This is a genomic window from Paenibacillus polysaccharolyticus (genome assembly GCF_900102085.1).
Classification (GTDB): Bacteria; Bacillota; Bacilli; order Paenibacillales; family Paenibacillaceae; genus Paenibacillus; species Paenibacillus polysaccharolyticus.
The window spans coordinates 215,447-238,524 of sequence record NZ_FMVM01000006.1; the positions used below are offsets into that span (position 1 = coordinate 215,447).

At 46.0% G+C, this 23,078-nt stretch carries 20 protein-coding genes; 12 read left to right on the plus strand and 8 right to left on the minus strand.

The features are described from left to right. Nucleotides 1–234: 234 nt before the first annotated feature. The 5 genes from BLQ13_RS10355 to BLQ13_RS10375 form a co-directional block, all read right to left on the minus strand. Nucleotides 235–2,457, minus strand: coding sequence for a peptidase domain-containing ABC transporter (locus BLQ13_RS10355; RefSeq protein ID WP_090918841.1), 2,223 nt, complete (start codon nucleotides 2,455–2,457; stop codon nucleotides 235–237). After that, nucleotides 2,450–5,794: a type 2 lanthipeptide synthetase LanM family protein gene (locus BLQ13_RS10360; RefSeq protein ID WP_090918843.1), complete on the minus strand. Its 3,345-nt coding sequence runs from the start codon at nucleotides 5,792–5,794 to the stop codon at nucleotides 2,450–2,452. The genes BLQ13_RS10355 and BLQ13_RS10360 overlap by 8 nt, the downstream gene beginning before the upstream one ends. Nucleotides 5,795–5,904: 110 nt before the next feature. After that, on the minus strand, nucleotides 5,905–6,087 hold the full coding sequence (locus tag BLQ13_RS10365; RefSeq protein ID WP_161556976.1) for a type A2 lanthipeptide: 183 nt from the start codon (nucleotides 6,085–6,087) through the stop codon (nucleotides 5,905–5,907). 276 nt (nucleotides 6,088–6,363) lie between these two features. Continuing rightward, a complete protein-coding gene (locus BLQ13_RS10370; protein ID WP_090918846.1) occupies nucleotides 6,364–7,749 on the minus strand; it encodes a sensor histidine kinase in 1,386 nt (461 codons plus the stop codon). After that, nucleotides 7,749–8,462 (minus strand): response regulator transcription factor, encoded by a 714-nt coding sequence (locus BLQ13_RS10375; RefSeq protein ID WP_090918848.1) that lies wholly within the window; start codon nucleotides 8,460–8,462, stop codon nucleotides 7,749–7,751. Before BLQ13_RS10375 ends, BLQ13_RS10370 begins: the two co-directional genes overlap by 1 nt. Nucleotides 8,463–8,620: 158 nt before the next feature. Between BLQ13_RS10375 and BLQ13_RS10380 the strand changes: the two genes are divergently transcribed. The 4 genes from BLQ13_RS10380 to BLQ13_RS10395 are packed head-to-tail and all read left to right on the plus strand — an operon-like array spanning nucleotide 8,621 to nucleotide 11,413. Then, a complete protein-coding gene (locus BLQ13_RS10380) occupies nucleotides 8,621–9,538 on the plus strand; it encodes an ABC transporter ATP-binding protein (RefSeq protein WP_090919037.1) in 918 nt (305 codons plus the stop codon). Beyond that, entirely contained in the window at nucleotides 9,538–10,287 is a 750-nt protein-coding gene (locus tag BLQ13_RS10385; RefSeq protein WP_090918850.1) for an ABC transporter permease, read from the plus strand. The genes BLQ13_RS10380 and BLQ13_RS10385 overlap by 1 nt, the downstream gene beginning before the upstream one ends. 12 nt (nucleotides 10,288–10,299) lie before the next feature. Continuing rightward, nucleotides 10,300–11,031, plus strand: a complete 732-nt coding sequence (locus BLQ13_RS10390; protein ID WP_090918851.1) for an ABC transporter permease — start codon at nucleotides 10,300–10,302, stop codon at nucleotides 11,029–11,031. 25 nt (nucleotides 11,032–11,056) lie between these two features. Continuing rightward, entirely contained in the window at nucleotides 11,057–11,413 is a 357-nt protein-coding gene (locus tag BLQ13_RS10395; protein ID WP_261771711.1) for a YxeA family protein, read from the plus strand. A 127-nt stretch (nucleotides 11,414–11,540) separates the two neighbouring features. Here BLQ13_RS10395 and BLQ13_RS10400 read toward each other — a convergent pair whose 3' ends face one another. After that, nucleotides 11,541–12,797 carry a DUF445 domain-containing protein gene (locus tag BLQ13_RS10400; protein ID WP_090918855.1) on the minus strand — a complete coding sequence of 419 codons (1,257 nt, stop codon included), beginning with the start codon at nucleotides 12,795–12,797 and terminating at the stop codon, nucleotides 11,541–11,543. Nucleotides 12,798–13,157: 360 nt separating this feature from the next. On the opposite strand from BLQ13_RS10400, the gene BLQ13_RS10405 reads away from it, so the two are divergent. From BLQ13_RS10405 to BLQ13_RS10415, 3 genes are all read left to right on the plus strand, one after another. Beyond that, nucleotides 13,158–13,985 carry an aldo/keto reductase gene (locus BLQ13_RS10405; protein ID WP_090918857.1) on the plus strand — a complete coding sequence of 276 codons (828 nt, stop codon included), beginning with the start codon at nucleotides 13,158–13,160 and terminating at the stop codon, nucleotides 13,983–13,985. A gap of 271 nt (nucleotides 13,986–14,256) precedes the next feature. After that, nucleotides 14,257–14,775, plus strand: a complete 519-nt coding sequence (locus tag BLQ13_RS10410; RefSeq protein WP_090918859.1) for a sigma-70 family RNA polymerase sigma factor — start codon at nucleotides 14,257–14,259, stop codon at nucleotides 14,773–14,775. Then, nucleotides 14,772–15,623, plus strand: coding sequence for a hypothetical protein (locus BLQ13_RS10415; protein WP_090918861.1), 852 nt, complete (start codon nucleotides 14,772–14,774; stop codon nucleotides 15,621–15,623). Before BLQ13_RS10410 ends, BLQ13_RS10415 begins: the two co-directional genes overlap by 4 nt. A gap of 157 nt (nucleotides 15,624–15,780) precedes the next feature. Here the strand turns inward: BLQ13_RS10415 and BLQ13_RS10420 are convergent, their stop codons facing one another. Then, complete coding sequence (locus tag BLQ13_RS10420; protein WP_090919039.1) at nucleotides 15,781–16,239, minus strand: cupin domain-containing protein; 459 nt, start codon at nucleotides 16,237–16,239, stop codon at nucleotides 15,781–15,783. A gap of 277 nt (nucleotides 16,240–16,516) precedes the next feature. On the opposite strand from BLQ13_RS10420, the gene BLQ13_RS10425 reads away from it, so the two are divergent. Continuing rightward, entirely contained in the window at nucleotides 16,517–17,368 is an 852-nt protein-coding gene (locus BLQ13_RS10425; RefSeq protein ID WP_090918863.1) for a helix-turn-helix transcriptional regulator, read from the plus strand. 211 nt (nucleotides 17,369–17,579) lie between these two features. Here BLQ13_RS10425 and BLQ13_RS10430 read toward each other — a convergent pair whose 3' ends face one another. Continuing rightward, entirely contained in the window at nucleotides 17,580–19,196 is a 1,617-nt protein-coding gene (locus BLQ13_RS10430) for a glycoside hydrolase family 28 protein (protein ID WP_090918865.1), read from the minus strand. Nucleotides 19,197–19,620: 424 nt separating this feature from the next. Here BLQ13_RS10430 and BLQ13_RS10435 point away from each other — a divergent pair, with 424 nt between their 5' ends. From BLQ13_RS10435 to BLQ13_RS10450, 4 genes are all read left to right on the plus strand, one after another. After that, complete coding sequence (locus tag BLQ13_RS10435; protein WP_090918867.1) at nucleotides 19,621–20,349, plus strand: amino acid ABC transporter ATP-binding protein; 729 nt, start codon at nucleotides 19,621–19,623, stop codon at nucleotides 20,347–20,349. A gap of 74 nt (nucleotides 20,350–20,423) precedes the next feature. Next, nucleotides 20,424–21,263 (plus strand): transporter substrate-binding domain-containing protein, encoded by an 840-nt coding sequence (locus BLQ13_RS10440; RefSeq protein WP_090918869.1) that lies wholly within the window; start codon nucleotides 20,424–20,426, stop codon nucleotides 21,261–21,263. A 141-nt stretch (nucleotides 21,264–21,404) separates the two neighbouring features. Continuing rightward, a complete protein-coding gene (locus BLQ13_RS10445; RefSeq protein ID WP_090918871.1) occupies nucleotides 21,405–22,127 on the plus strand; it encodes an amino acid ABC transporter permease in 723 nt (240 codons plus the stop codon). A gap of 71 nt (nucleotides 22,128–22,198) precedes the next feature. Beyond that, nucleotides 22,199–22,849: an amino acid ABC transporter permease gene (locus BLQ13_RS10450; protein ID WP_090918873.1), complete on the plus strand. Its 651-nt coding sequence runs from the start codon at nucleotides 22,199–22,201 to the stop codon at nucleotides 22,847–22,849. Nucleotides 22,850–23,078: the final 229 nt, after the last annotated feature.

Consider the following 23,078-nt stretch of genomic DNA (forward strand, 5'->3'; position numbering starts at 1 on the left):
CCGCTCACAGGAGCGTTTTCCTGAAACTTTTCTCCTAGTTGATTCATGCCTATATTTGGGTGTATATTACCCGCTTCTAAGACTGCTGTACCATTTAGGCCCTAACTTTTTCCATATAAAAATAAAAAACTTTCTTCCGAACACCGGCTGGTGTCAAAAAGAAAGCTTGATTATAAATGACACACCTCTTATCCAGGCCCAGCGAAGCAGAGACACCCTCATAAATAACATGCTCTATCCATATTGTCTGAGCTGGGCCTCGTTCAACTGCTCTCCTACGAGTCTCTGATACGCGTCACACCTTGTAACCAACTCTTCATGTGTTCCCGCATCGACAAGTTCTCCCTGATCCAGCACATAGATCGTGTCGGCATTTCGAATGGTGCTCAGCCTGTGAGCAATAATAATTTGCGTACATTTCAACATGCTTAAGTTCCCGGCAATCGTAGATTCCGTTAACGTATCCAGTGCACTGGTTGCTTCATCCAAAAGCAGAATTTTGGGCCTGCTCACAAGCGCCCGTGCAAGAGCTACCCGTTGTTTCTGTCCCCCGGACAGATTAGAGCCTGCCTCCGAAATTAACGTGTTATATTTCATCGGCATGCGTTCGATATCTGCATGAATATCGGCAAGTTTTGCAGCAAACATTACCTCTTCTGCAGTTGCTTCTTCCGCATGCAGCTTGATGTTATCGTAAACGGTATTGTTAAACACGAAGTTATCCTGAAGAACGATGCTGACTTGATCACGAATATGTTGAGGATCTAATTCCTCCGCATGAATGCCATCGAAATAAATATTTCCTTGTGTAGGGGTGTACAACCCCACTAGCAATTTAGCGAGAGTACTTTTACCAGAGCCAGATCTGCCAACGAGAGCCACCTTCTGTCCTGCTTTAATGGTCATACTAATGTCATTAAGCACAGGACTACTGTACTCCGTATATTTGAAGCTCACATGGTCAATCGTAATATCACCCTGAAGCTCGGCAACATGCACCATCTCATTTGGTTTCTTCTGAAAAGACCGACCCTTTTCTGCCAAAATCACATCATAAATCCGATCCAGCAACGCATCCGCCATTACGAACTCATTCAGCATCAAGGCAAGTGAATTAAGCGGCCCCAAAAAAAGTGCAGCCAGAGACTGGAATGAAACAAGCATACCTAACGTCATGTTGCCCTGCATAATCTGGTACAAACCCACAAGCAAAATGAGCATCGGTGTCATAAAATTCAAAGTATTGGTTATCGTGTTAACTCGAGTTTGAAAAATAGCCTTTTCCTTCACCGTGGCAAGCTGGCGTTTAAATAACTCCCGCCATTTTTCTTCCGTGCGCTGCTCGATACCCAGAGATTTAATTGTTGAAATCCCTTCTAACACTTCGGTCATAAAAGATCCTGCCAAGCTCTGAGCTACAATCTGAGTTTGCGTCAGTTTTTTGAACCTGCTGCGCGTGTATACAAAAATAAGAACCTGTGTTATTCCTATACCTAGCAACGTGAACGCAATAATGCGTGATTGAATGACAATGTAGGTAAACGTCACCACAATTAAAAATAAATTGATGAACGTGGAAATCATTTTTTGCGACAAAATTTCCCGGATGGTAACATTGCTGTTGACTCGCATCATCAGATCTCCCCGAGAGCGAATCTCAAAATATTGATACGGGAGCTTCAACATGTGGGACACAAAACTGGTGGTTAACTGCGAATCCAGCACTTCCTGAAGGCGCACGATACACATATCTTTCACATATCCAAAACCGATCTGAAACAAGGTTAACAAGGCCACACTGGTGATCAACACGGGAAAAATGGAGTATCCCTCATTGCCCGTTACCGCATCAATCGAAACCTGCATCAGGAACGGAAAAAGCACCGATACAAGCTGTAATCCCAGGGCAAGCAATACGGCCCATACAAAATACTTTTTGTTGCTGCGAATCAAATCTTTGAAATACGCTACTTTACTCATCTTTTTTTCTGAAAAAGGGACAAACCCCTCATCCGGGTATACCAGCAGAAAAATACCTGAATATTTCTCTTCGAACTCCTGTTTAGTGATCGTCATTCTTCCCATGGCAGGATCAACAATGGTATATAACTTACCAGCCTTAATCTCCTCAAGCACAATAAAATGTCGTTGCTCCCAGAAACAGATGACCGGCAAGAAATCATTGCTGAGTGAAGGCACAGGTGCCTTTTTGGCTACACCTTTCAGATGGTAGGTTTCGGCTACCTCCTTCATTTTCAACATAGAACTTCCGTCACGACCGCTCCCCAGCATGGCAAATCGTTCCTTCAGATCGGTAAAATCGGCTTCATAGCCATAGTACGCAAGCAACATATGCAAGCAGCTGGGCCCGCAGTCGTATTGATTCATTTGCAATTTAACAGGAATTTTTCGCTGTGCCTTGCCACGCAGACGGCTAAATACTGAACGTTTAGGCATAATGCTGTCCCGGTTCAGATGACGGCTCTGCCGTATACTCCTGCTGTCTGGTAAAAGCCATCTCCACTCTATCCTGCTGCGTGACCTGCTCTACATCCTTCAGTTCATGACTTACCGGCCCTTCCATCATAAGTACCGAAGGCAGTGTCCGATTATACAACCGCAGTAATTGGTATCCGATCCCGGCCAGACCCAGCATAAGTCCTGGTATTTGTTGACGACTCGGAATGCCGCATCTCCAGTGACCGTTATCCTCTCTAACCTTGGTCATGATATAATCAGCCATTTGATAAGCGTATGCTTCTAACGTTTCATCCTGCCAATAGTCGGCTGCGAGCAAGATCAGCTCCAAATTCCCCATATCTCCGTGACATAGTGAATAACTGACTTCTGTGAAACCATCTTCCATGGTCTTGGTCACCGCTCGGCGAATGTCTTTTTCCAGCACATCTATAGGCCCGCGGAAGCTTAATTCCTGTGCTGTTCCTACCCGGGCAATACCCAAACCGGGTGCACCATTACACCAATACATGACATAATGTTCTTCCGACATATTGCCATCCGTGAACCGGAGATCCTTCCAGTTATTCACCTCGGAACTGTAGATCGATTCCTCATATTTAATTCCTTCCAAACAAGCTTCAAAATAAGGTTCGTGACCTGTAACACGGTACAGATGGGCAAGACTCAGACATATGCCTGCGTTTCCATGTGCAATGCCGCTAAGGGGCACTTTATTGATCGCCGATGTCACCCATGCCAAGCCTTGTTCCATCGGCACAGCCAGCTTAAGCAGCCGATCTGCGCATCTTGTAGCTATGTCCAGTGCCTTAGGCAGGTGGAACATCGTATACAAATCCACGCATGCCATTAATGTGCCTGCACAACCTGAGATGACATCCAGCCGCTCATCTTCCTCGATCATCTCATCCAGTATATCCAGCAGTTCGAGCAGTTCCGGGTGAACATCCTGCTGGGAGTATACCTTCGCTTTATGCACTAACAAATAGAGAAGTGATCCGTAACCTGTAAACAGAGAGATATTTCTGTCCATGTTTTTGCGAATCATCTCCCAGGCCGTCTGGATACACAAATCGACCATCTCTGTATACTTCCCTTCACCCGTCTCTTGACCTAGATAAAGATAGAAATAAGCGATGCCCGTGACCCCATTGTATAGACCCAGTTCCGAGGATTTATAGATCAGTTTCTCGTCCGCATCCATGCCCATGCTGATCCAGGATACGGTGCTGCCCTCATCTCCCGTGATCGCGATATCCTTAATATAATCACCAATCCTTACCGCTTCACGTAAGTAATCAGCTCGGGTCGTGGAGATTGGATGGCTGTTCAACGCCTCTCGCCTTACACTCGCTGTACTCTTCTCCATAGCGAATGAGCGCTCCAGTACATACTTCGTTTGCAGAGTGCGCTCCGTAAATTCCCACTGCATATCCATATCATCTTCATTCATGGCCCGAACCTTTGTCTCCGTCTGGGTCAAGATATCCGAGTCATATACACCCTCAATGGCTTGATTATCCGAATGATGAAACAGCACCTTCTCACCAATTAATGTTTTGAACATAGGCACATCTCCGTGCAACAGATCATGGCATTCATAACTGACCAGTTTCTCACGGTTACGATCCTGCCGGACGATAGCCCACATCATGTCAAACAGCAGACTTTTGTCCAGCCCATTGCGTAAATATTTAGGATGAGAGCTGGCTTCGATTAATGTAAAATAGGTCACGGTTGGCCGAACGATCGTCCGCACGGCACACCCATGAAAATGGTGGCGTACCGCCTTGATGAAACGGTCTTTTTGCTCCATGATGGAACGATAAGTGCGATAGAACCCTTCTTTCAAACGATGGATATGGCGTTCAGGTTGTATCGGCGTTTGATTGTAAGATGGCAGGTGACTGAACCGACTTACAGCAATCTTGCTTCGTTTGATCCTCATCATATCTGTGTTTTTATCGTGAACCTCATAAGTATTGAGAATCTGCTCCACATCTCCGGCAAGCCCGCTCAGATCACTATGATACAAGGCGTTGGAGTCCAGCGTAGGGAGCATGCTTGTTTTTAATACGGAATCATTCAATATCGAAAGGGTCTTCTCCAGTGCCGTATACTGCTCCTTCTCATCCATATACTTGAAGGGTTGATTGTGCAGCAAAGACTCCAGATCAACGAAGAACGGATGCTCTCCTTGGGCAACAATATTTTCCATATGCATATCCGTTGCGTTTAATGCATATAGAATCGCTAAATATTGTCCCTGTCTCTCAAAAAAGCGTTCTGCCTCTTCCTCCCGGGTTACTTCCTCGTAAGAAATATATTGCTGCCAGCCATACTCGGAACGGTCCAGCGTTTTGGTAATCCGGAAAGGCAATCCCATCTCCTGTTCATTAAACCAATGTAGTATACCAGCAAATGCAGTATCAATTGCCATGTCTCTTGGCTTGTACATGACATTAACGTCCCCGGTAAATTTCAACCGCAGCACGCTGGCTCCACCATTATGGGAATCTCCAAGAAATACGATATCCTCCAGCCTGTCCAGTTTAAAATCAAACAAAGATTCCAGTTCATGACGGTCGGCCGTCAATCGCTCCAGAACCCGAATCATATTCTGATTGATCCGCAACGTGTGCTCGGCAATACCTCGGGCAAGAACCGGATAATCCAGTAACAGGTTGAGAATTTGTTCTCTGGACTGAATTTTCTCGCTTACAAAATGCAAATATCTCTGCCGGGAATCTTCACCTATCAATTCCTCTTGCAGTCTAGCTTTATTTAGTTCATAGATAAGTGTCTTCGCAGACAAGTGAAACACTTTATCCGAGACGGTCTTCAGTACAAGCCCGATGACACGGCGCCGATCCAGCCACTCATATCCTACTGACAGACCTTCTGTCATGATCTGAATAGATCGTTGCAGAAAAGGTTGTGAAAATTCAAAAAAAGGGATTTCCTCTGTATTGCCCTCAATGAAATATGTAATATCCTCATGCTCATTCTCAAGAAACGTCTTCCGAAGCTCCTGATGCCAGCCCATATCTGTAAATGTGTACTGGAAATCTGGAGTTTGAAATAGACTACTCACCTTGTTCATGTCCATAGATTCAGCCTGGAATCGATCCGCTAATTGCTCCTGATCCTGAAAGAACTGATCAAGCCACAACTTCATTCTTACATCATCTGAGGAGACTGCGTCTCCATGAGCGAAAGGCTCCGCAGCAACTCCAAGTTCATACTGCTTGTATTTCTCTGTCAAATATAAAGCATCACCCCAGTGGGAGTTATTCAACTGCTCCTGTATGCTCATCGTTTTCTCTCCCTTTCTAAATCAATGGTTGTAAACAGGAAAACACCATATAAATACTTCAAGCACATAACTGAGATCAGCTATGTGCTTGAAGAAAATCGAAGTCAGAATTAACAACAAGTCAACCAGGAAGAAGGTGAAACAGAATTATAATGGCACTCATGACTCACTGTGCAAAATACACCACCGCTTTTCTTATCCTCAATTGCGGCTAACGCCCCTGTAACCACCATCAGTTCATCATCACTGATGTCCTCGATTGCTGCTAATGCTTCGAGATTGAATTGTTTCATTGAAAAAACCTCCATTCAATTTTTTGTATATGTATAGCTTAAATAAGCTAAACACCGGAGTTCATTCAAACAAAACATATATTTACATTAAATATAAAATATGTAATCTATTTCTAACTTTACTCTATCACACTTTGCTAGATTTTGTAAATCCTTATTTTCCCTTCCTTGGATTATCTAAAAAAATAAAATAATTCATACTTTTAAATTTTAGTATCTATATTACGTTGTTATGCGCACACATTTGTAAAAAACCTGTCCTGAGACAGGTGAATTCTATACCACTACAGGCAGTTCTAATACCGCGCGAAGCCCTCCTTGGCTGTTACACTGGAGCAGAAGCTTCCCCCGATGGGCTTGAGCAATCCGTGATACCATTGGAAGTCCGAGACCATGCCCATGACGTGGAGGTCTTATGCGACCTGCCGTATAAGGAAGAACCAGCACATCAAGCAGATCTTCCTCGGGAATTCCCTTCCCATCATCGGAGACTATGAACTGTGCGTAACCACTTTGCACTTCACGCTTGATCATCAATTCGATTGCACACCCCTCTGGATTGTGTCTAATGCTGTTCTGCACCAGATTGGTTACCGCTCGGTATAACAATCGTTCATCCCCTTGCACATACAGACTTTCGTCTTGAACATTTAACGATATCGGATAACGCTCGTCCAGACCATTATTTAAAAAATCAGATACTACTTGCCTTGCCAGAACAGGCAACCGAATGGATCTCATCTGTAGGGGCTGCATTTCATACTCTAGCATCGATACCAGATTCAAATCACTGACGAGCGATCGCAGACGCTCCCCCTGACGCCGGATAATGGATGCCTGTTGCTTTTGCTCGGTTGTTAGATCCGCTTGCTCCTCCAGTTCACTAGCATATCCCAAAATCATGGATAATGGCGTCCGTATATCATGCGATATCCCTGATATCCAGTTGGATCGTGCCTCATCCCTTGCCTTTAGCGCATCATTTTTCTCCTGTAACATATGGGAGGTCGAGTTAATGCTTTCAGACAAATCATTGAATATGCCCTTGGTTTCAACCTGCACCGACTCTCCTTTAGCAAGTGCATGAATGCCATCGATCAACGGGCGAATGCTTCGTATGACACGGGTTCCGATTAGCAATGAGATAAGTAGCGCAAGTGCCACATTACATATCAATAACAGTACAATCCTGACCGGTAGAGACTTGAGCCAATCCGCCAAAAAATCGAACTGGTATTTTCCATACGTATTTTTGGGATACCCCAACACCAAAAGTCCATCTTCCCGTTCCCACACATATACCGGGTACTCTTTAAGATAGTATCGAGAAAATTTAGCAACATCGGTCACACTGTAAGTAAGGGGGATTTCTGCTGGAAGACGCTCACTCCACTGCACCCCACCCTCCTGATTCAAAAGCATCGCCCAGGCTTGATGCTCAGCGAGAATCTCCATCCCTTTACTTTGTAATGTGTACTCCCCCTGCTCGCTCTTGCTCAAACTGCCTGCGACCTGTTTGACAACAGCACTGGGGGAAGGTCCTTCGTGAATTTCCTTGAAGATCAATGAACCCAGCAATACGAGATTAAATAAAAGCAGTACAACAGATACAAGAATGGTAGAGCCGACAAATCTTCTTAGAATACGAACCAAACCATCCATTATCGAGTCTCCTGAGTCATCAGTTTATAACCAAGCCCGCGGACGGTTAACAGAAACACTGGTTTAGACGGGTCCTCTTCGATTTTCTCCCGAATCCGCCGAACATGAACCATTAGGGTATTCTCATATCCGTAACTCTCATCTCCCCAAACGGCCTGACATAGTGCATCACTGGTTACAATCCGGTTCTGATTCTCATAAAGTTTGACCAGTATAGCGTGCTCCTTGGCTGTCAGTGGAAGTTCTGTTTCGTTCCCATGAACGACAGCGCTCTCCAAATCAATGGTTAATCCACCTAGACGAAATACAGGCAATCTCTCTATCGTATTGGAAGCGTATACCCTTTTCAATATGCCCATGAGCCGAAGAATCAGCTCTCTTGGAAGAAATGGTTTGACCATATAATCATCTGCTCCCAAACCTAAACCGAGTAAACGATCCTCATCCTCCCCCCGCGCTGACAAAAATAGCACAGGCATGTCCGAGAAGGAACGAATAGAAGACAACAAGGAGAATCCGTCTCCATCTGGCAACATGATATCCAGGATGGCTGCATCCGGCTTCTCTATTCTGCACATTGCCAGAGCATGGGCCACATTACCTGCGGTATAGACTCTGAAAAAGCCCTCCTTACGCAAAAAGCGTTCGATCATCTCACGGATTTCCGGTTCATCATCTACAATCAGTATTTTCTTGTTTTTCATTATGTCCATTCGTATCACCCTTTTCATTATACATCAGGACATGAATATAAGCCTATATTTTCCAATTCTATTTAAGGTAAATGTAAGGTTATCTTCAGCCAAGAGCAAGACGTCTGATCTATATTGAACTTAACAGAGATCACCGTGAAATGGAGATGAAATCAATGATAAACACTTCCCCCATTGTCGAAACGCATAATCTGTCCAAATCATACGGCGGTATGAATCGTGTGCATCAAGTGAATTTGTCGGTTGAGAAGGGGCAAATTTTTGGATTTCTAGGCCCGAACGGAGCAGGAAAAACGACCACGTTAAAAATGTTGCTAGGGTTGATCAAACCTAGTGAAGGTACGGTCAAGGTCTTTGGGAAAGACTTGACCACACATCGACCCGCCATTCTGAGCCAAACCGGTTCATTGATTGAATCCCCCTCGTATTATGGTCACTTGACCGGTCTTGAAAATATGAAGGTGATGCAGCGGCTGCGAAATGTACCAAGCAAAAATATCGATGAAGCCTTAAAAATTGTAAGACTGGAAAATCAGAAACATAAACAGGCCGATCAGTATTCACTCGGTATGAAACAACGGCTGGGCATTGCCATGGCTTTACTTGCTTTTCCCAACTTGCTTGTTCTGGATGAACCTACGAATGGGCTTGACCCTGCCGGTATCGGTGAAATCAGAGAATTGATCAAGTCCCTGCCTGGTCAATATGGCATCACCGTTTTGCTATCCAGCCATTTGTTATCCGAGATCGAACAGATCGCAACCTCCGTGGGCATTATCAGTGATGGCAAATTGTTGTTTCAAGGTACCATGCAAAGTCTTCAGGCTAATAATCAGGCCACGATCCGTTTCCAGACCTCCGAGCCGGCAAAAGCAGAAAAGCTTCTACTAACTCATGGCTACATGCCACAAGTTCACGGAAATCAGCTCATATTGAAGTATCTTCGCGACGAAGAAGTATCGAAGCTGAATAAAGCGCTTGTGGAACAGAGTATTCCGGTCACTCGTATTGAGGAGCACAAAAAGAGTCTGGAAGACATTTTCCTTGATCTGACTGGAAAGGAGAGAAGCCTGTAATGAAAGCCCTATCTCTGGAGTATTACAAAATCCGGCGCAAAAAGATTTGGATCATGATTACCCTGTTCCTTGCTGCAGAGATGATCTGGGCCGCCATGTCCATGAGCATATCGATCTCTCGAAGCGCGAGTAATGCCAGCTGGGAAGCACTCATTTTCAGCATCGCTTCGATGAACGGTCTGTTTCTGCCGATTATATCGGCGATCGTGGTGTCCCGCATCTGCGATATGGAGCATAAGGGGAACACTTGGAAGATGTTAATGACAACCAATACGGGACGGAATCATGTGTACACCGCCAAATATATCTGTGCAAATAGTCTGATCCTGTATGGCATCATAGCGCAGGCCATTTTTATCGTGGGCTTTGGTCTATCCAAAAACATTTCCGGTTCCATCCCACTCTCCCTGCTTGTGCAATTTGTTGTTGGGACGTTACTAACTACACTTGCCATTACAGCACTACAGCAATGGTTGTCGCTGACCGTCCGCAATCAGGCGTTTGCTTTGTGTCTGGGCATGCTGGGAGGATTCATCGGAACCACATCCGGTTTGTTCCCAGCCGCCATTCGTCACTTGTTTATCTGGTCTTATTATCTGGATTTGAACCCGGTCACTTACATTTACAGCGCATCTTCAGGAACCTATGTATCTGGAATGTTGCCTGTCGGCCTATTGTTAGCGGCCCTGTGCATGACGATCATCTTCTATCTTGCTGGCAATTTTCATGCCTCGAGACAAGAAATCTAAGGAGGGAACTATATGCTGAGGAGTATCTCTGCCGAATGGCTTAAACTTCGGCGTTCCCGGATCGGTCTGGTACTGGCAATCCTGCCTGTTATCAGCCTGCTTATCGGATGTTTTAACTTTTATTTTAACCAGGCCGCTTTACAAAATGGTTGGTTCAGCTTGTGGACACAGGTCAGTTTATTTTACGGGGAATTCTTCCTGCCTATTCTCATCGCCATCTGTTGTGCCTTTGTATGCCGTCTGGAGCATAGCAACCGCAACTGGAACATGGTTCTGGCTTCGCCGTTAAGTGTCACCAGTCTGTTTGTTGCCAAATTGGTCATTGTTGGCCTATTGATCTTTTTCGCCCAAGCCTTTTTCATGCTGATGTATTGGGCTGCGGGCAAGATGTTCAACATTCCGGGCGAGTTTCCAACGGAAATTCTGGTCTGGAGCCTACGAGGATGGTTTGCTTCTCTTTCCATCGCCTCACTTCAACTTGGGTTATCCATTCGGATACGCAGCTTTGCTACACCTATTGGTATCAGCCTTTGCGCAGTCTTTTTTGGATTGGGCATGTATGTATTGAAGATTGGGATGTTATTCCCGTTTTCCCTGCTCACGATCGGTATGGGTGTGCTTAGTCAGAAGGGGCTGACTACCTCAGAGAATATGGTTTTTCTATTTATGAACAGCTTGTTCATTCTTCTATTTGCCATCTGGTCGATTCGCCGCCTGAAATACAAAGATATTGCATCATCCTGAATTCCAATCCGCAAAGGAGTGTACTATGATGAAAAAATCACTCGGTATTCTCGCATTAGTACTTGTGATTCTGACCTGCCTGTGGCTTATTTTCATGGACCCGGCTAAACTGACACCTGATAATCCGGCAGGCAAAACAACCTATTATACGGTTGTGAATCAGACTGAAGTAAACAAGGACGAAAATGGACGATACAGCTACAAACTAGTCGGTTACACGGATGAGGGAAAATCCAAAACATTAAACTTTTCTACAGGAAAATTACTTAAAAGTGGTGCATATTTGAAGCTCTATGTAGCCGCAATACGTGGTGTAACTCACTGGGAAGAAGTGACGGCAGATGAATTGCCCGCTCAAGCCAAGCAACTAACCTCCAAATAATCCACCTCTCATCCCAAGCTAGCAACAAGATAACAAACCACATCATTACGATGACACTAAAAAAGAGCCTGCTCTCCACACGAGCGGCTCTTCTTGCTGGCCAGCCAGATCGGCCCGGCCTTCCCTTTTATTCAAGTACCATCCGTAGCGCGGTCAGTAAGACCCCGATAATAAATCCGGTCACCGCACCGTTGATCCGAATCCATTGCAGATCCTGACCTACTTTATCTTCAATCAGCGAGATGAGTGAAGCATTATCCATTTTATCTACATTTTCGCGCACAAGATTCCCGATTTTGGAGTGATTTTTCTCCAGCAGTGTGGTGACACCTTCTACAATTTTGCCATTCATGCTTGTCATTAACGCGTCATCTGCACGCAGATCCGCTAGAACTTTTTCAATGGCAGGAAGTGCATACGTATCTACGTAACGACCATCCTCCATCGCCACTAGTGCTTTATCCCGCATCTCGATGAGCTTGTTCAGCACGGTTTCCTCAGCATTCCAGCCATCCAGCAGATTATTCTTCCACCCGTTAAGGCCATCCTGCACAGCTTCACTCACCGCAATACGCATGGCCTGTGTACGAAGCATATCCAGCACTTTGTAACGCAGCGCACTGCCTTCCCGTTTCATATCCTCTACCCGGTCAAAGAGATATCCTTGAATAATGCCGCCCAGACGGTCTTCATTCAAATAACCCATGAACGCATTCATCGCAAACTGCATGAGTCCATTCATCTGGATACCACTAATCGCTTTCATGCCACTTTCACCCAGGAACAGAATCGTTTCCGGTTTGACCAGCCACTCCTCTGCCTGTTTCAACGCATAATCTAGAGCCTGAGCATCATACCCTCGCTCTGTTACCTGTACAGCGGCCCGTTCGAGAATCGGCCCCAAGTCAAACGCTCCGGCCTGTGACTTGATCTCTTTGGCTACCATCGGAGCGATCTGCTCTAGCGGAAGCCCGGCCAAAATACGTTTGCAGAGCGTATCAATCATGGTTTTGATCCCGTCACTATGCAGCTCCCGGCCCAATGTATCCAGCACAATCTCAGCTGCTTTGAAGCCAGCAATTTTCTCCGTAATGCTGTCCTTGTTGAGCAGATTATTCTCGACAGCGGAGACCAAACCTTCCGTCATCTTATCCCGGTTCTTCGGCAGTAAGGCCGTATGGGGAATCGGAATACCTAGCGGATGGCGGAACAGCGCAGTTACTGCGAACCAGTCCGCAAGTCCACCCACGAGTCCTGCTTCAAACGAACCAACCAGCAGTTTACCTACCGGCACCCCCTGGAATGGCAATGATGCTGCGAAACCTGCTCCCATAATGACGAGAGACCAGGCTGCTGCCGTTTTGGTTTTTTTAGGTTTAGCCATGATTAATTTGCTCCTTTATCGTTAATCGCACGAGCTCGACTTGTCATACGAGATCACTACGCTTGATTGACTTTGATTATGTAAAAGCATACGGACTCTACGTTTGAATCCATTTCTCTAAACGCTATCCTCTCAGGATTATAATGTAGGATCTATAAAATACAATTCGTTCTTTTTTCGTATACTTCATCTTATCACCCACAAGCGTCAAAACCAAACCTCTGCCTGGCGAAAAAGGATAAAACAGGGGCTTTTCGCGCGAAGCTTGCCTACTCATATTTAAAGAGAGGAAAACTTTAGTATAATAAGGAGTGACAACCTGTCAGCAATCGAAAAGAATCAGAGGAGGAATGACAGATCATGAAACACGTTCAGGACACAACCACACTCAACAATGGAGTCAAGATGCCATGGCTTGGCTTTGGCGTATTCAAAGTGAAAGACGGAGATGAGGTTGTAAATGCCGTCAAAACAGCGATAGAAGCTGGATACCGCAGCATCGATACTGCCAAAGTATATAATAACGAATCCGGTGTCGCTCAAGGCATTCGTGAATCTGGCATTGCTCGTGAAGATTTGTTTATCACAACCAAAGTATGGAACAGTGACCAAGGCTACGAGAGCACACTTGCCGCTTTCGAAGAAAGCATGCAACGTCTGGAGCTTGAATATCTCGATCTCTACTTGATCCACTGGCCTGTCAAAGGCAAGTACAAAGATACATGGAGAGCACTGGAGAAGCTCTATAAAGAAGGTCGTGTTCGCGCCATCGGCGTGAGTAACTTTCAGACTCACCACCTGGAGGACCTCTTGATGGATGCCACCATCAAACCTGCGGTCAATCAGGTCGAGCTTCATCCGCTCCTGACTCAGAAGGAACTACGCGACTATTGCAGTACACATGAGATTCAGATTGAAGCCTGGTCTCCACTTGGACAAGGTAATCTGATGGAGCATCCTTTGCTCCAGGACATCGCAGCCAAGTACGGTAAGTCACCGGCACAAGTCATATTGCGCTGGGATCTGCAAAATGGCATCGTGACCATCCCGAAATCCGTAACACCTGAGCGCATTCATGCCAATACCGAGCTATATGATTTCGAGTTAACAGCTGAGGAGATTGAACAGATTAACGGTCTGAACGAGAATAAGCGTTTCGGTTCCGATCCGGACAATTTTAATTTCTGACATATTGAATTGAGCTACACCCGCCTTCGTTTCTGGAAGAGCGGGTGTTTTGATATGGTTCTGCGCAGGTTATAGTCACAGACTTCGTTGTGAAAAATGATGGTATGGTCCCTTTGTAATAGAGATTACATATTTTTTTTGCAAGCCTTAAAACTATTTTGCCTCCTTATCAGTCTAACGGGTATCAAACAACTCAAGCACTCTACACCAATCCGGGCCTGGAATACACGAGGACTTGAATATTATTTAGGTTGATCAGGGGGGAACAAGATTGATTAGACTGAACAGCAGAAAAACAAAGGAAGAACAGTTCAGCGAAAAAATAACAACGATCCAAAACAAATTATACAGACTGGCATACTGCTATGTGAAAAATGAACAAGAAGCATTGGACATCGTATCCGAAGCCACATACAAAGGTTATATTGCTTATGGCAAAATGGATTCCATGACCTATTTTGATTCCTGGATGTCACGGATTGTAATCAATACATCGATCGACCATATTCGTCGCAGCCAGCGCGTAACTTATATGGAGGATTATGTGCAAGAGTTCGCAGCTCCAGAGCGAGGAGCCTCCATAGAAGAAAAGATGGATCTGTACGATGCGCTCGATCGGCTCGTGCCTGAAGATAGAGCCTATATCATATTGAAGTTTTTCGATAATATGCGTTTTCGAGAAATCGCTGAAGTGCTCTCCTTATCTGAGAATACCGTCAAGTCAAAATTTTATCGGATCATCAATAAATTAAAATTGGATTTAGTTGAAGGAGAGGTTGGAGATCTATGACAAGTAAAGAACGTTATGAAAACATTGAAATCCCGGCTCAACTTACAGAGGTTATTCGTCAAGCCCAGCGAAAAGCGGCTGCTCGCAAAAAATCATCTCGTCTCATTCGCTATGCTTCTGCTCTGGCAGCATGTGCAGCTTTTCTGTTCATCGTCAACATTCCTACAGTTGCAAATGCTATGGTCAAAATACCTGTGGTCGGAACGATTGTTCAAGTATTACAATTTGGCGATGGCGGTAAGATTACCGATGGAGTAACCGTGGGTTCGGATGCAACGCAAAATACGCTTCAAATTCATTTTAGTACCGATGACCAGGATCAGACGAATGACGCACCTTATTATAATGTAGTACACAAGTCAGCACCCAATCGTATCCTCTTTACATTCAGTGGTGCACGTTACATGGATATGGAGAAAGTAAAAAACGACTTCATGACTCAACCTTTAGTAAAAGATGTCTATGGCTCCATGATTCTAGACGACTCCTCCGTCGGATTCGTTGTTGTTTTAAAAGAAGGCGTACAGTATTCCGTCACGGAATTCAAGAACCCTGGATATTTGGAAGTGAAGCTGACTTCTGACGGCAAACCAGTCACACCTCGAAAGGTGTTCTCACTCCGTACAGAATCAATGCCTTTTGGAGAGTCCATGGGTATATTAAAAGAATCTTATCCGGATGAGGATATCTCCTTCCTTAAAACGTCTACGGATGAGTTCACGGCTGTTATCGGTGAGTATTCTACCGCGGAAGAAGCTGAACTCAAGCTTAAGGAACTCGCTAAGCTACCGGAGTATAATGGAGAGTTTTATGTAGACAGCTGGATGAGTAATGAAAATCCGAAGTGAGCAGTATTCGCCATCGGACATGCAAAGCATTCACAATGAACATCAAGGGTGATATGAGAAATGTAAGAGCAAGAAAGAAGAGCACTCAAAAAAAACCGATTCAGATGCTGAAGCATATCTGAATCGGTTTTTTAAATTTAAAGTTTTAAATATAAGCTTATCCTTTGGATACCAGCTTGAAGTCATCAAAGTGAAAACCTGGCGCTACGACGCAAGTGACCAGAACCGGCTCATCGCCCAATGGTCGTGCCGTCTGCCATACACCTGCAGGCACAAGTACCTGCGGAGATTGTCCTGCCTCGATATCCATGCCGAGAATCAGCACTTCCTCATTCTCCGGGTTTTCGCCGTTGCCACCCAATTTCAATTCAATTGGACTGCCGCTGTGCCATAACCACAGCTCATCCGAAAGCACCGTGTGCCACTCGGAGATTTCATGAGCATGAAGCAAGAAATACGTTGAACTTGCTGAGAAGCGCGGACCAGAGTAAGCGTCCGGTAATACGGATTGCGGGATTTGATAAGATGCTTTCCAAACTTCCTTATACCAACCACCTTCAACGTGAGGCTGCATATCCAGCGCAGCTACGAGCGGTGATAATTCATGTGCTGTCATAACTTGTTTCCTTCCTTCCAATTCATTTTCGGGGATACTCCCAAACTGGGGCATGACCTCGCTCTCCTTACTCTAAAACAACATGTCCGTTTTGTCACCTTTCTAACGGGCATTCTTCCATTCGTCCACCTTCTCCACAATATCCCTCCCGCCCTGATGAATGATATCTATCTTCACAAAAAGCAATCTCACTCTATATGATAGCGTTTACAAAATTATCTACTTTCCGTTATGATATGAGTATCAACGCCAAGCTGAAGTGGAGAGGAGTTGCCTAATGAGTCTCATTGAGGATCGAATCGGACCCAAGTATCGGATTGGTGATTATGCCTTTACCATAGAATATATGCGAAGACATGACGGGAGTGCGATGCCGCAACCTCATGCTCATCCCTTTTACGAATTATATTACCTGCTCGAAGGTGAACGGGTATACTCCATGAATGGACAGATTTTGCCTGCGCGAAAAGGTGACCTGGTTCTCATCAACCCGCATGATGTACACACCACTTCCAAAGGTAACAAACCTGGCTTCGAACGGATTCTCATTGGTTTTTCGCCTGCTTTTGCCACGGGCATGGAGCTAGGCATATGTGGCCTGCTGCCATTCAAATGCTCCAGCCTCCTCCGTCTTCCCGAGTCAGATCAACCAGAGATCGAGCGCATACTGTGGCAGATGCTTCAGGAATGCAAAGAACGACGCCCTCATTATGAGATCGCCGTACGTAGTCTGCTGGCTCAACTTCTGATTCTTGTCCATCGGGCACAGGAGGTTATCCGGGAATCCAATCCAGGCTCGCTACATCCGATGCAGGACAAGATCAGCGAGATTGTAACCTATGTCAATAAACACTACACCGAACCGCTCACTTTGGAAGATGCTGCAGCCCGTTTTTATATCAGCCCTTCTTATCTCAGCCGAATGTTCAGCAGGCTTACCGGATTTCGCTTCAGCGAATATTTGCGTATCGTTCGAGTTCGAGAGGCACAGCGAAGATTACTTTCAACACAAGAGCGGGTTCAATTTATCGCAGAGAAGGTAGGATTCGAGCATACTGCTCATTTTAACAAAACCTTTAAACAGATCACAGGCACAACGCCGCTGCGTTATCGCAAAGAGCATCGATGAATGTGACATGTTGTCCTGACCTATTCTTCCTCTACAAAACCAATTGGGCAGCCGTGCTCCAGCTCCAGTATGCGCCCTTCCCCATTCAGGTGAAGTTCAGGCGATGACTGGACTGCATACACGGCTGCCCTACTATACTGCTACTTGGTACTCACTTCTTGTACAACTTTAGACGGTTGGCAAGATACTCACCACGAAAAAATCACACCGTTTATCTACGAATGATAACTCCATTTCGTACTTCCGGACTTACCGATATCTGCCGTCCTTCCGTATCTGCATCCGTTTCCCGACATACGATCCCCGCAGATTCAAGTCCAGTGACTTTCAATAGCTTCCCATCCGCACCCACACCTTTAATGTCCTCCAGTGTAGCGCCTTTGCAGTTATGAAGATGAATCAGCGGACCTTCGGTGATCTGTGCCTGAAGCCCTGTAATCTGTAAATGTTTTGCCTGAGCACACTGAATGCCAGTACGAGCTTCCACGCTATAACGTTCGATACTTACGCTGTCCAGAGGCATCTCCGGTAGACCGCTAACAAATAATGCCGTATCGGCTCCCGCGCAGACCACATCCGAGATGCGAATATCACGGAACACTGGCGTTTCTTCGCTGATCTCTTTTGCAAGGTCCCCACCGCGGGCAGACCCCTCCATATTGGCATAGAAAAAGGAAAACGAAATCGCTTCCATAATGATATCCTTCATATAAATGCGCTCAATCTGAATATCCTCAACGATCCCCCCGCGTCCGCGTGCGCTCTTGAAACGCAGACCAATATCCGTGCCGATAAACGTACAATCCGTTACCCGGACATGCCTTACACCGCCGGACATTTCACTGCCGATCACAAAGCCGCCATGACCATGATACACCGTGCAATCCCGAATCGTAACGTATTCCGATGGTAGCCCAAGTTCACGCCCCTCGGCATCTTTTCCTGATTTCATACAGATTGCATCGTCACCAACATCAAATATACTCTGCTCTACCAGAACATGACGACATGATTCAATATCCAGCCCGTCTCCATTCTGGGAGAACCACGGGTTTCGCACATTCACTTTACGAATCGTCACATGTTCACATGCCCAAGGATGCAGATTCCAGGCCGGTGAGTTCTGGAATGTAGGCCCTTCCAGCAGAACCCGTTTGCATTGACGCAAGCTAACCATGTTCGGCCGCAAGAAATCCCGGATCTCTTGATGCGCGGCGAGATCACGTACTTTTTCCAGATAGAGCTTCTCGGCAATGGCACCGCCATCCATCGCAGATTGGGAAGGCCACCAGATCTGTTCATCCGTCGTTTCTGACGTTTCCACAACACCACCAGAGGCAAGCAGTCGCTTCCACTGGCCAGCCGTCATTTTGGAACGTTTCACCGGACGCCAGGCTTCACCGCCGCCATCCCAGATGCCTTCACCCGTAATCGCAATATCTTCGAGTCCGTCTGCATCAATTGGAGATTGACAACGTACAACCTGCCAACCCTCGAAGCTTGATGCAATAAGAGGATACTTGTTGAAATCCTGACTGAAGGTTACCAGTGCGCCGGCTTGCACATGCAGTTCAATTCGGCTACGCAGCACGATCGGTCCAGTGAGCCACACCCCGGCAGGAATGATAATCCTGCCTCCACCTGCGTCTGCACATGCCGCAATAACTAACCGAAAGGCCTCTGTATTATCTGTAATACCGTCTCCAACGGCACCATACTCGGTAATATGAAAATCATTTTTAGGAATCTCGGGCAAATCCACTTCGTATGCTTGAAGTTCAGTTGCACTGCCTGACCCTGCAGATAATGGGGAGCGATATATATTCATGGTATGAAATCATCCTCTCTACTCGATTCTCTCGTTTCATCATATCAACGGCACAGTAGTGACGGGTTAAGCTTTTTTGCCATGTACAGAGTGAACTTGATGTTATTTGTTATTTATATTTGTTAGCCCGTCTATAAAAACAAGACACTATTTTTAGTTTACAGCACACATCAATTCCAGTCATTGTAAATAAACTAGGAGTATTGATTCATTTTTCTGTCAGCATTCGTCACAAGAAAACCAACTATATAACATATATATAACGTAAATTTGGGCTATAGCCCTATAAAACCCATTACTTATGTCACGTTTTATTACAGACCAATTGCTATCAGCAGGATGTCTATGTATGATTAAATAACCACTTTGCAATAATTCCTTTTTATCCCATTTTCACTCTCCATTGCAGAAAGGGTGTGTGTTCTTGATTGAATTTAAACGTGTGCAAAAGCATTTCGGTCATTTCCATGTCCTCAAGGATATTCATCTTCGTATCGAAGAAGGAGAAGTCGTCGTTATTGTCGGACCTTCAGGCTCTGGCAAAAGTACGTTGCTCCGTTGTATTAACCGCCTGGAGACCATCAGTGAAGGTGAGCTCGTTGTCAGCGGCATTCCTCTGCATCAGAAAAAGGTGGACATCAACCTCTTCCGCCGCGACATCGGCATGGTTTTTCAACATTTCAATCTGTATCCCCACAAAAAAGTCATCGACAACATCACTCTTGCACCCGTCAAGGTACGTAAGCAACCCAAAGCCCAAGCCGTAGCAACCGCTATGAAATACCTGGAGCGGGTCGGCATTGCCGATAAAGCAGACAGTTACCCATCCCAATTGTCCGGTGGACAACAGCAGCGTGTAGCCATTGCGAGAGGACTCGCCATGGAACCGAAGATTATGCTTTTTGACGAACCCACGTCCGCTCTTGATCCTGAGATGATCGGGGAGGTTCTGGATGTGATGCGCTCCCTTGCCCACAACGGCATGACCATGGTCGTCGTTACCCACGAGATGGGATTTGCCCGTGAGGTGGCAGACCGGGTCATTTTCATGGACGAGGGCCGGATCGTCGAAGAGGCTCCCGCAGTAGATTTTTTTGACAATCCCCGAGAAGAAAGAGCACAACAGTTCCTTAGCCGCCTGATCCATCATTAACCTCTTCGTTCTTTCACCCAGACGTTAATCCAATCCTTTATGCTCACTCCAAATTGGAAAGGGGTCTTCAATTGATGAAAAATATGATGAAACACCCGTCTATAACGTTAATGTTAGTGCTCATGTTATCTCTTGTATTGTCTGGCTGTAACTCCACTGGTACAAACACACCCTCCGCGAGCGGTGGGGGCGACGCAGAAGCACAAGGCACGGTTGAACGGATTAAGGAGCGCGGCAAGCTGATTGCTGGCGTGAAATATGACACGAAGTTATTTGGACTCAAAGACCCGGCAAGCGGAGATGTGGAAGGCTTTGATATCGATATTGCCAAGGCACTGGCCAAGCAGATTTTGGGAGATGAAACGAAGGTTGAGCTGAAAGAAGTAACGTCCAAAACACGGATACCGATGCTGCAAAACGGAGATATCGACATCATCATTGCGACGATGACCATCACGGATGAGCGGAAAGAGCAAGTGGATTTCAGTGATGTGTACTTCGAGGCAGGCCAATCCCTTCTGGTGAAAAACGACAGTGCCATCGCTGGTCTGGAGAGCCTGGATGGTGTGAAAGTGCTTGCCGTGAAAGGCTCTACGTCTGCACAGAATATCCGCGAGAAGGCACCGAAAGCGGACGTGTTGGAGTTTGATAATTATCAAGATGCGTTTACAGCGCTGAAAGCAGGCAAAGGCGAGGCGCTGACGACCGATAACATCATCCTCATCGGCATGCAGCAGACGGACAACAACTACAAGCTGGTTGGCGGCAACTTCACTAGTGAGCCATACGGCATGGCGATCCGCAAGGGCGATACGGCTTTTGTAGAAGAAGTGAACAAGATGCTGAAAGCCCTGAAGGACAGCGGGGAGTATGACACGTTGCATGAAAAGTGGCTAGGTAGCAAGCCTGAATAGTCCAAGTACCTGATGATGAGCAAATCTACCATCAGCTAAACATTCAATATACACTGCAAGCATCTGCCGTATACGAGAAATACGTATGCAGCAGATGCGCTGTTGTTTTATTTTCACACCTGTAGAACGGGGGCTCTTGTTATGGGCACATTGGATTTCAGCGTACTGTTCAGACACTCCGACCGCTTTATGGAAGGATTTCTGAATACAATTCAAGTGAGCGTGATGGCTCTGATTGGCAGCTTTGTACTCGGGGCCATTCTGGCGATCTTTCGAATCTCACCGGTCAAACCGTTGAACTGGTTTGGTACGGCCTTTGTTGAATTTATCCGCAACATTCCCTTGTTGCTGGTTGTGTTTTTTTTCTATCTCGGACTGCCTTCGCTGGGTATTTCTCTGGATGGATTTGTCGCGGGCACACTGGGACTAACCATATACACAGCCGTTTTCATCGCAGAAGCGATTCGGGCAGGCATCCAAACTGTACCTCGAGGTCAACTGGAGGCCGCACGTTCATCGGGACTGTCTTATGTACAGGCCATGAATCTGGTCATCCTGCCGCAGGCCATCAAAATTGTACTGCCTTCCATTGGCAATCAATTTATTAATCTGGTCAAAAACTCATCCATCCTGGCGGTTGTGGCTGGCATGGACTTGATGTATTTTGCCGACATTGTGAACTCCGATACGTTCCAGCCACTAAGCGTCTACACCATCGTTGCTCTGTTCTATCTGATACTGACCTTACCGCTCAGCTTTCTGGTGCATTATATGGAACGTAGATTTGGACAGAGTGATGCAGAAGCACGCAAGCCCAAAGGAAAACCGAAGAAAAATAAACCTGCCGGGCAGGTTACGATGTAGGGCATTTCTAATCCAGTCACATGTGGTGATTCATTGAACATATATCGCTCACCGAAGGAGGCATCAAACGTATGGACTTTAGCGGGGCCTATGAATGGCCTAACCTTCGTTTCCTGTTGCAAGGATTTTGGGTGACCCTTCAAGTTGCAGGCTTATCCATTGTGTTCAGCTTTGTGCTGGGCACACTGCTCGGTACCATACGATTTACACGAATCCCCGTCCTCTCCCAGATTGTGGCGGTTATCGTAGATACCATTCGTAACCTGCCGCTGCTGCTCATCATCTTTTTTATCCATATCGTGCTTCCACAGCTTGGCATTAAAATGCCACCCTTCTGGTCCACGGTTGTAGGACTGAGTCTGTTCGAAGGCGCCATGATCGCTGAGATCGTGCGAAGCGGCCTTAAATCTGTAGAACGTGGTCAGGTGGAAGCTGCCCGCTCCTCTGGCCTAAGTTACATGCAGACGCTCAGCGGTATCATTATGCCACAAGCACTGCGCCGCATGTCTCCGCCCATGGTCAGCCAGTTCATCTCACTATTGAAGGATACGTCACTGGCCATCATCATCTCCCTGCCGGAGCTGATGCGCAATGTGCAGATCCTTGGAGGTCAAAGCTTCGATTACATCATCCCGGCGTTGTTGCTCGCTGCTGTACTCTATTTCATCATCAACTACTCTCTCTCGATCGTTGCCAGAAGGCTTGAGGCACGCATGAACTAGGGAGGTAAAGCGTTGTTTTGTTTCAGGTGCTTTGTTTCCATTGCTTGTGGCAACGGTTCGGAGTTCAAAAGCTCCCGTTCCACATTTTTCGTGGAATTGGAGCTCTTGAATTCTAACGATCTCAGATGAGCTTATTTAGCCATTTTTGAGGCATTTTCAATTCTAACGATCCGTAGGAAGCTTATTTTGCTGATTCAGGCCATTTTCCGCCCCATTCCGAGCAATCTTG

What these genes read in the sequence shown, in the direction of transcription:
- BLQ13_RS10355 (WP_090918841.1), bottom strand. Translation starts at nt 2,457, where the DNA reads ATGCCTAAACGTTCAGTATTTAGCCGTCTGCGTGGCAAGGCACAGCGA.
- BLQ13_RS10360 (WP_090918843.1), bottom strand. Translation starts at nt 5,794, where the DNA reads ATGAGCATACAGGAGCAGTTGAATAACTCCCACTGGGGTGATGCTTTA.
- BLQ13_RS10365 (WP_161556976.1), bottom strand. Translation starts at nt 6,087, where the DNA reads ATGAAACAATTCAATCTCGAAGCATTAGCAGCAATCGAGGACATCAGT.
- BLQ13_RS10370 (WP_090918846.1), bottom strand. Translation starts at nt 7,749, where the DNA reads ATGGATGGTTTGGTTCGTATTCTAAGAAGATTTGTCGGCTCTACCATT.
- BLQ13_RS10375 (WP_090918848.1), bottom strand. Translation starts at nt 8,462, where the DNA reads ATGGACATAATGAAAAACAAGAAAATACTGATTGTAGATGATGAACCG.
- BLQ13_RS10385 (WP_090918850.1), top strand. Translation starts at nt 9,538, where the DNA reads ATGAAAGCCCTATCTCTGGAGTATTACAAAATCCGGCGCAAAAAGATT.
- BLQ13_RS10390 (WP_090918851.1), top strand. Translation starts at nt 10,300, where the DNA reads ATGCTGAGGAGTATCTCTGCCGAATGGCTTAAACTTCGGCGTTCCCGG.
- BLQ13_RS10395 (WP_261771711.1), top strand. Translation starts at nt 11,057, where the DNA reads ATGATGAAAAAATCACTCGGTATTCTCGCATTAGTACTTGTGATTCTG.
- BLQ13_RS10400 (WP_090918855.1), bottom strand. Translation starts at nt 12,797, where the DNA reads ATGGCTAAACCTAAAAAAACCAAAACGGCAGCAGCCTGGTCTCTCGTC.
- BLQ13_RS10405 (WP_090918857.1), top strand. Translation starts at nt 13,158, where the DNA reads ATGAAACACGTTCAGGACACAACCACACTCAACAATGGAGTCAAGATG.
- BLQ13_RS10415 (WP_090918861.1), top strand. Translation starts at nt 14,772, where the DNA reads ATGACAAGTAAAGAACGTTATGAAAACATTGAAATCCCGGCTCAACTT.
- BLQ13_RS10420 (WP_090919039.1), bottom strand. Translation starts at nt 16,239, where the DNA reads ATGACAGCACATGAATTATCACCGCTCGTAGCTGCGCTGGATATGCAG.
- BLQ13_RS10425 (WP_090918863.1), top strand. Translation starts at nt 16,517, where the DNA reads ATGAGTCTCATTGAGGATCGAATCGGACCCAAGTATCGGATTGGTGAT.
- BLQ13_RS10430 (WP_090918865.1), bottom strand. Translation starts at nt 19,196, where the DNA reads ATGAATATATATCGCTCCCCATTATCTGCAGGGTCAGGCAGTGCAACT.
- BLQ13_RS10440 (WP_090918869.1), top strand. Translation starts at nt 20,424, where the DNA reads ATGAAAAATATGATGAAACACCCGTCTATAACGTTAATGTTAGTGCTC.
- BLQ13_RS10445 (WP_090918871.1), top strand. Translation starts at nt 21,405, where the DNA reads ATGGGCACATTGGATTTCAGCGTACTGTTCAGACACTCCGACCGCTTT.
- BLQ13_RS10450 (WP_090918873.1), top strand. Translation starts at nt 22,199, where the DNA reads ATGGACTTTAGCGGGGCCTATGAATGGCCTAACCTTCGTTTCCTGTTG.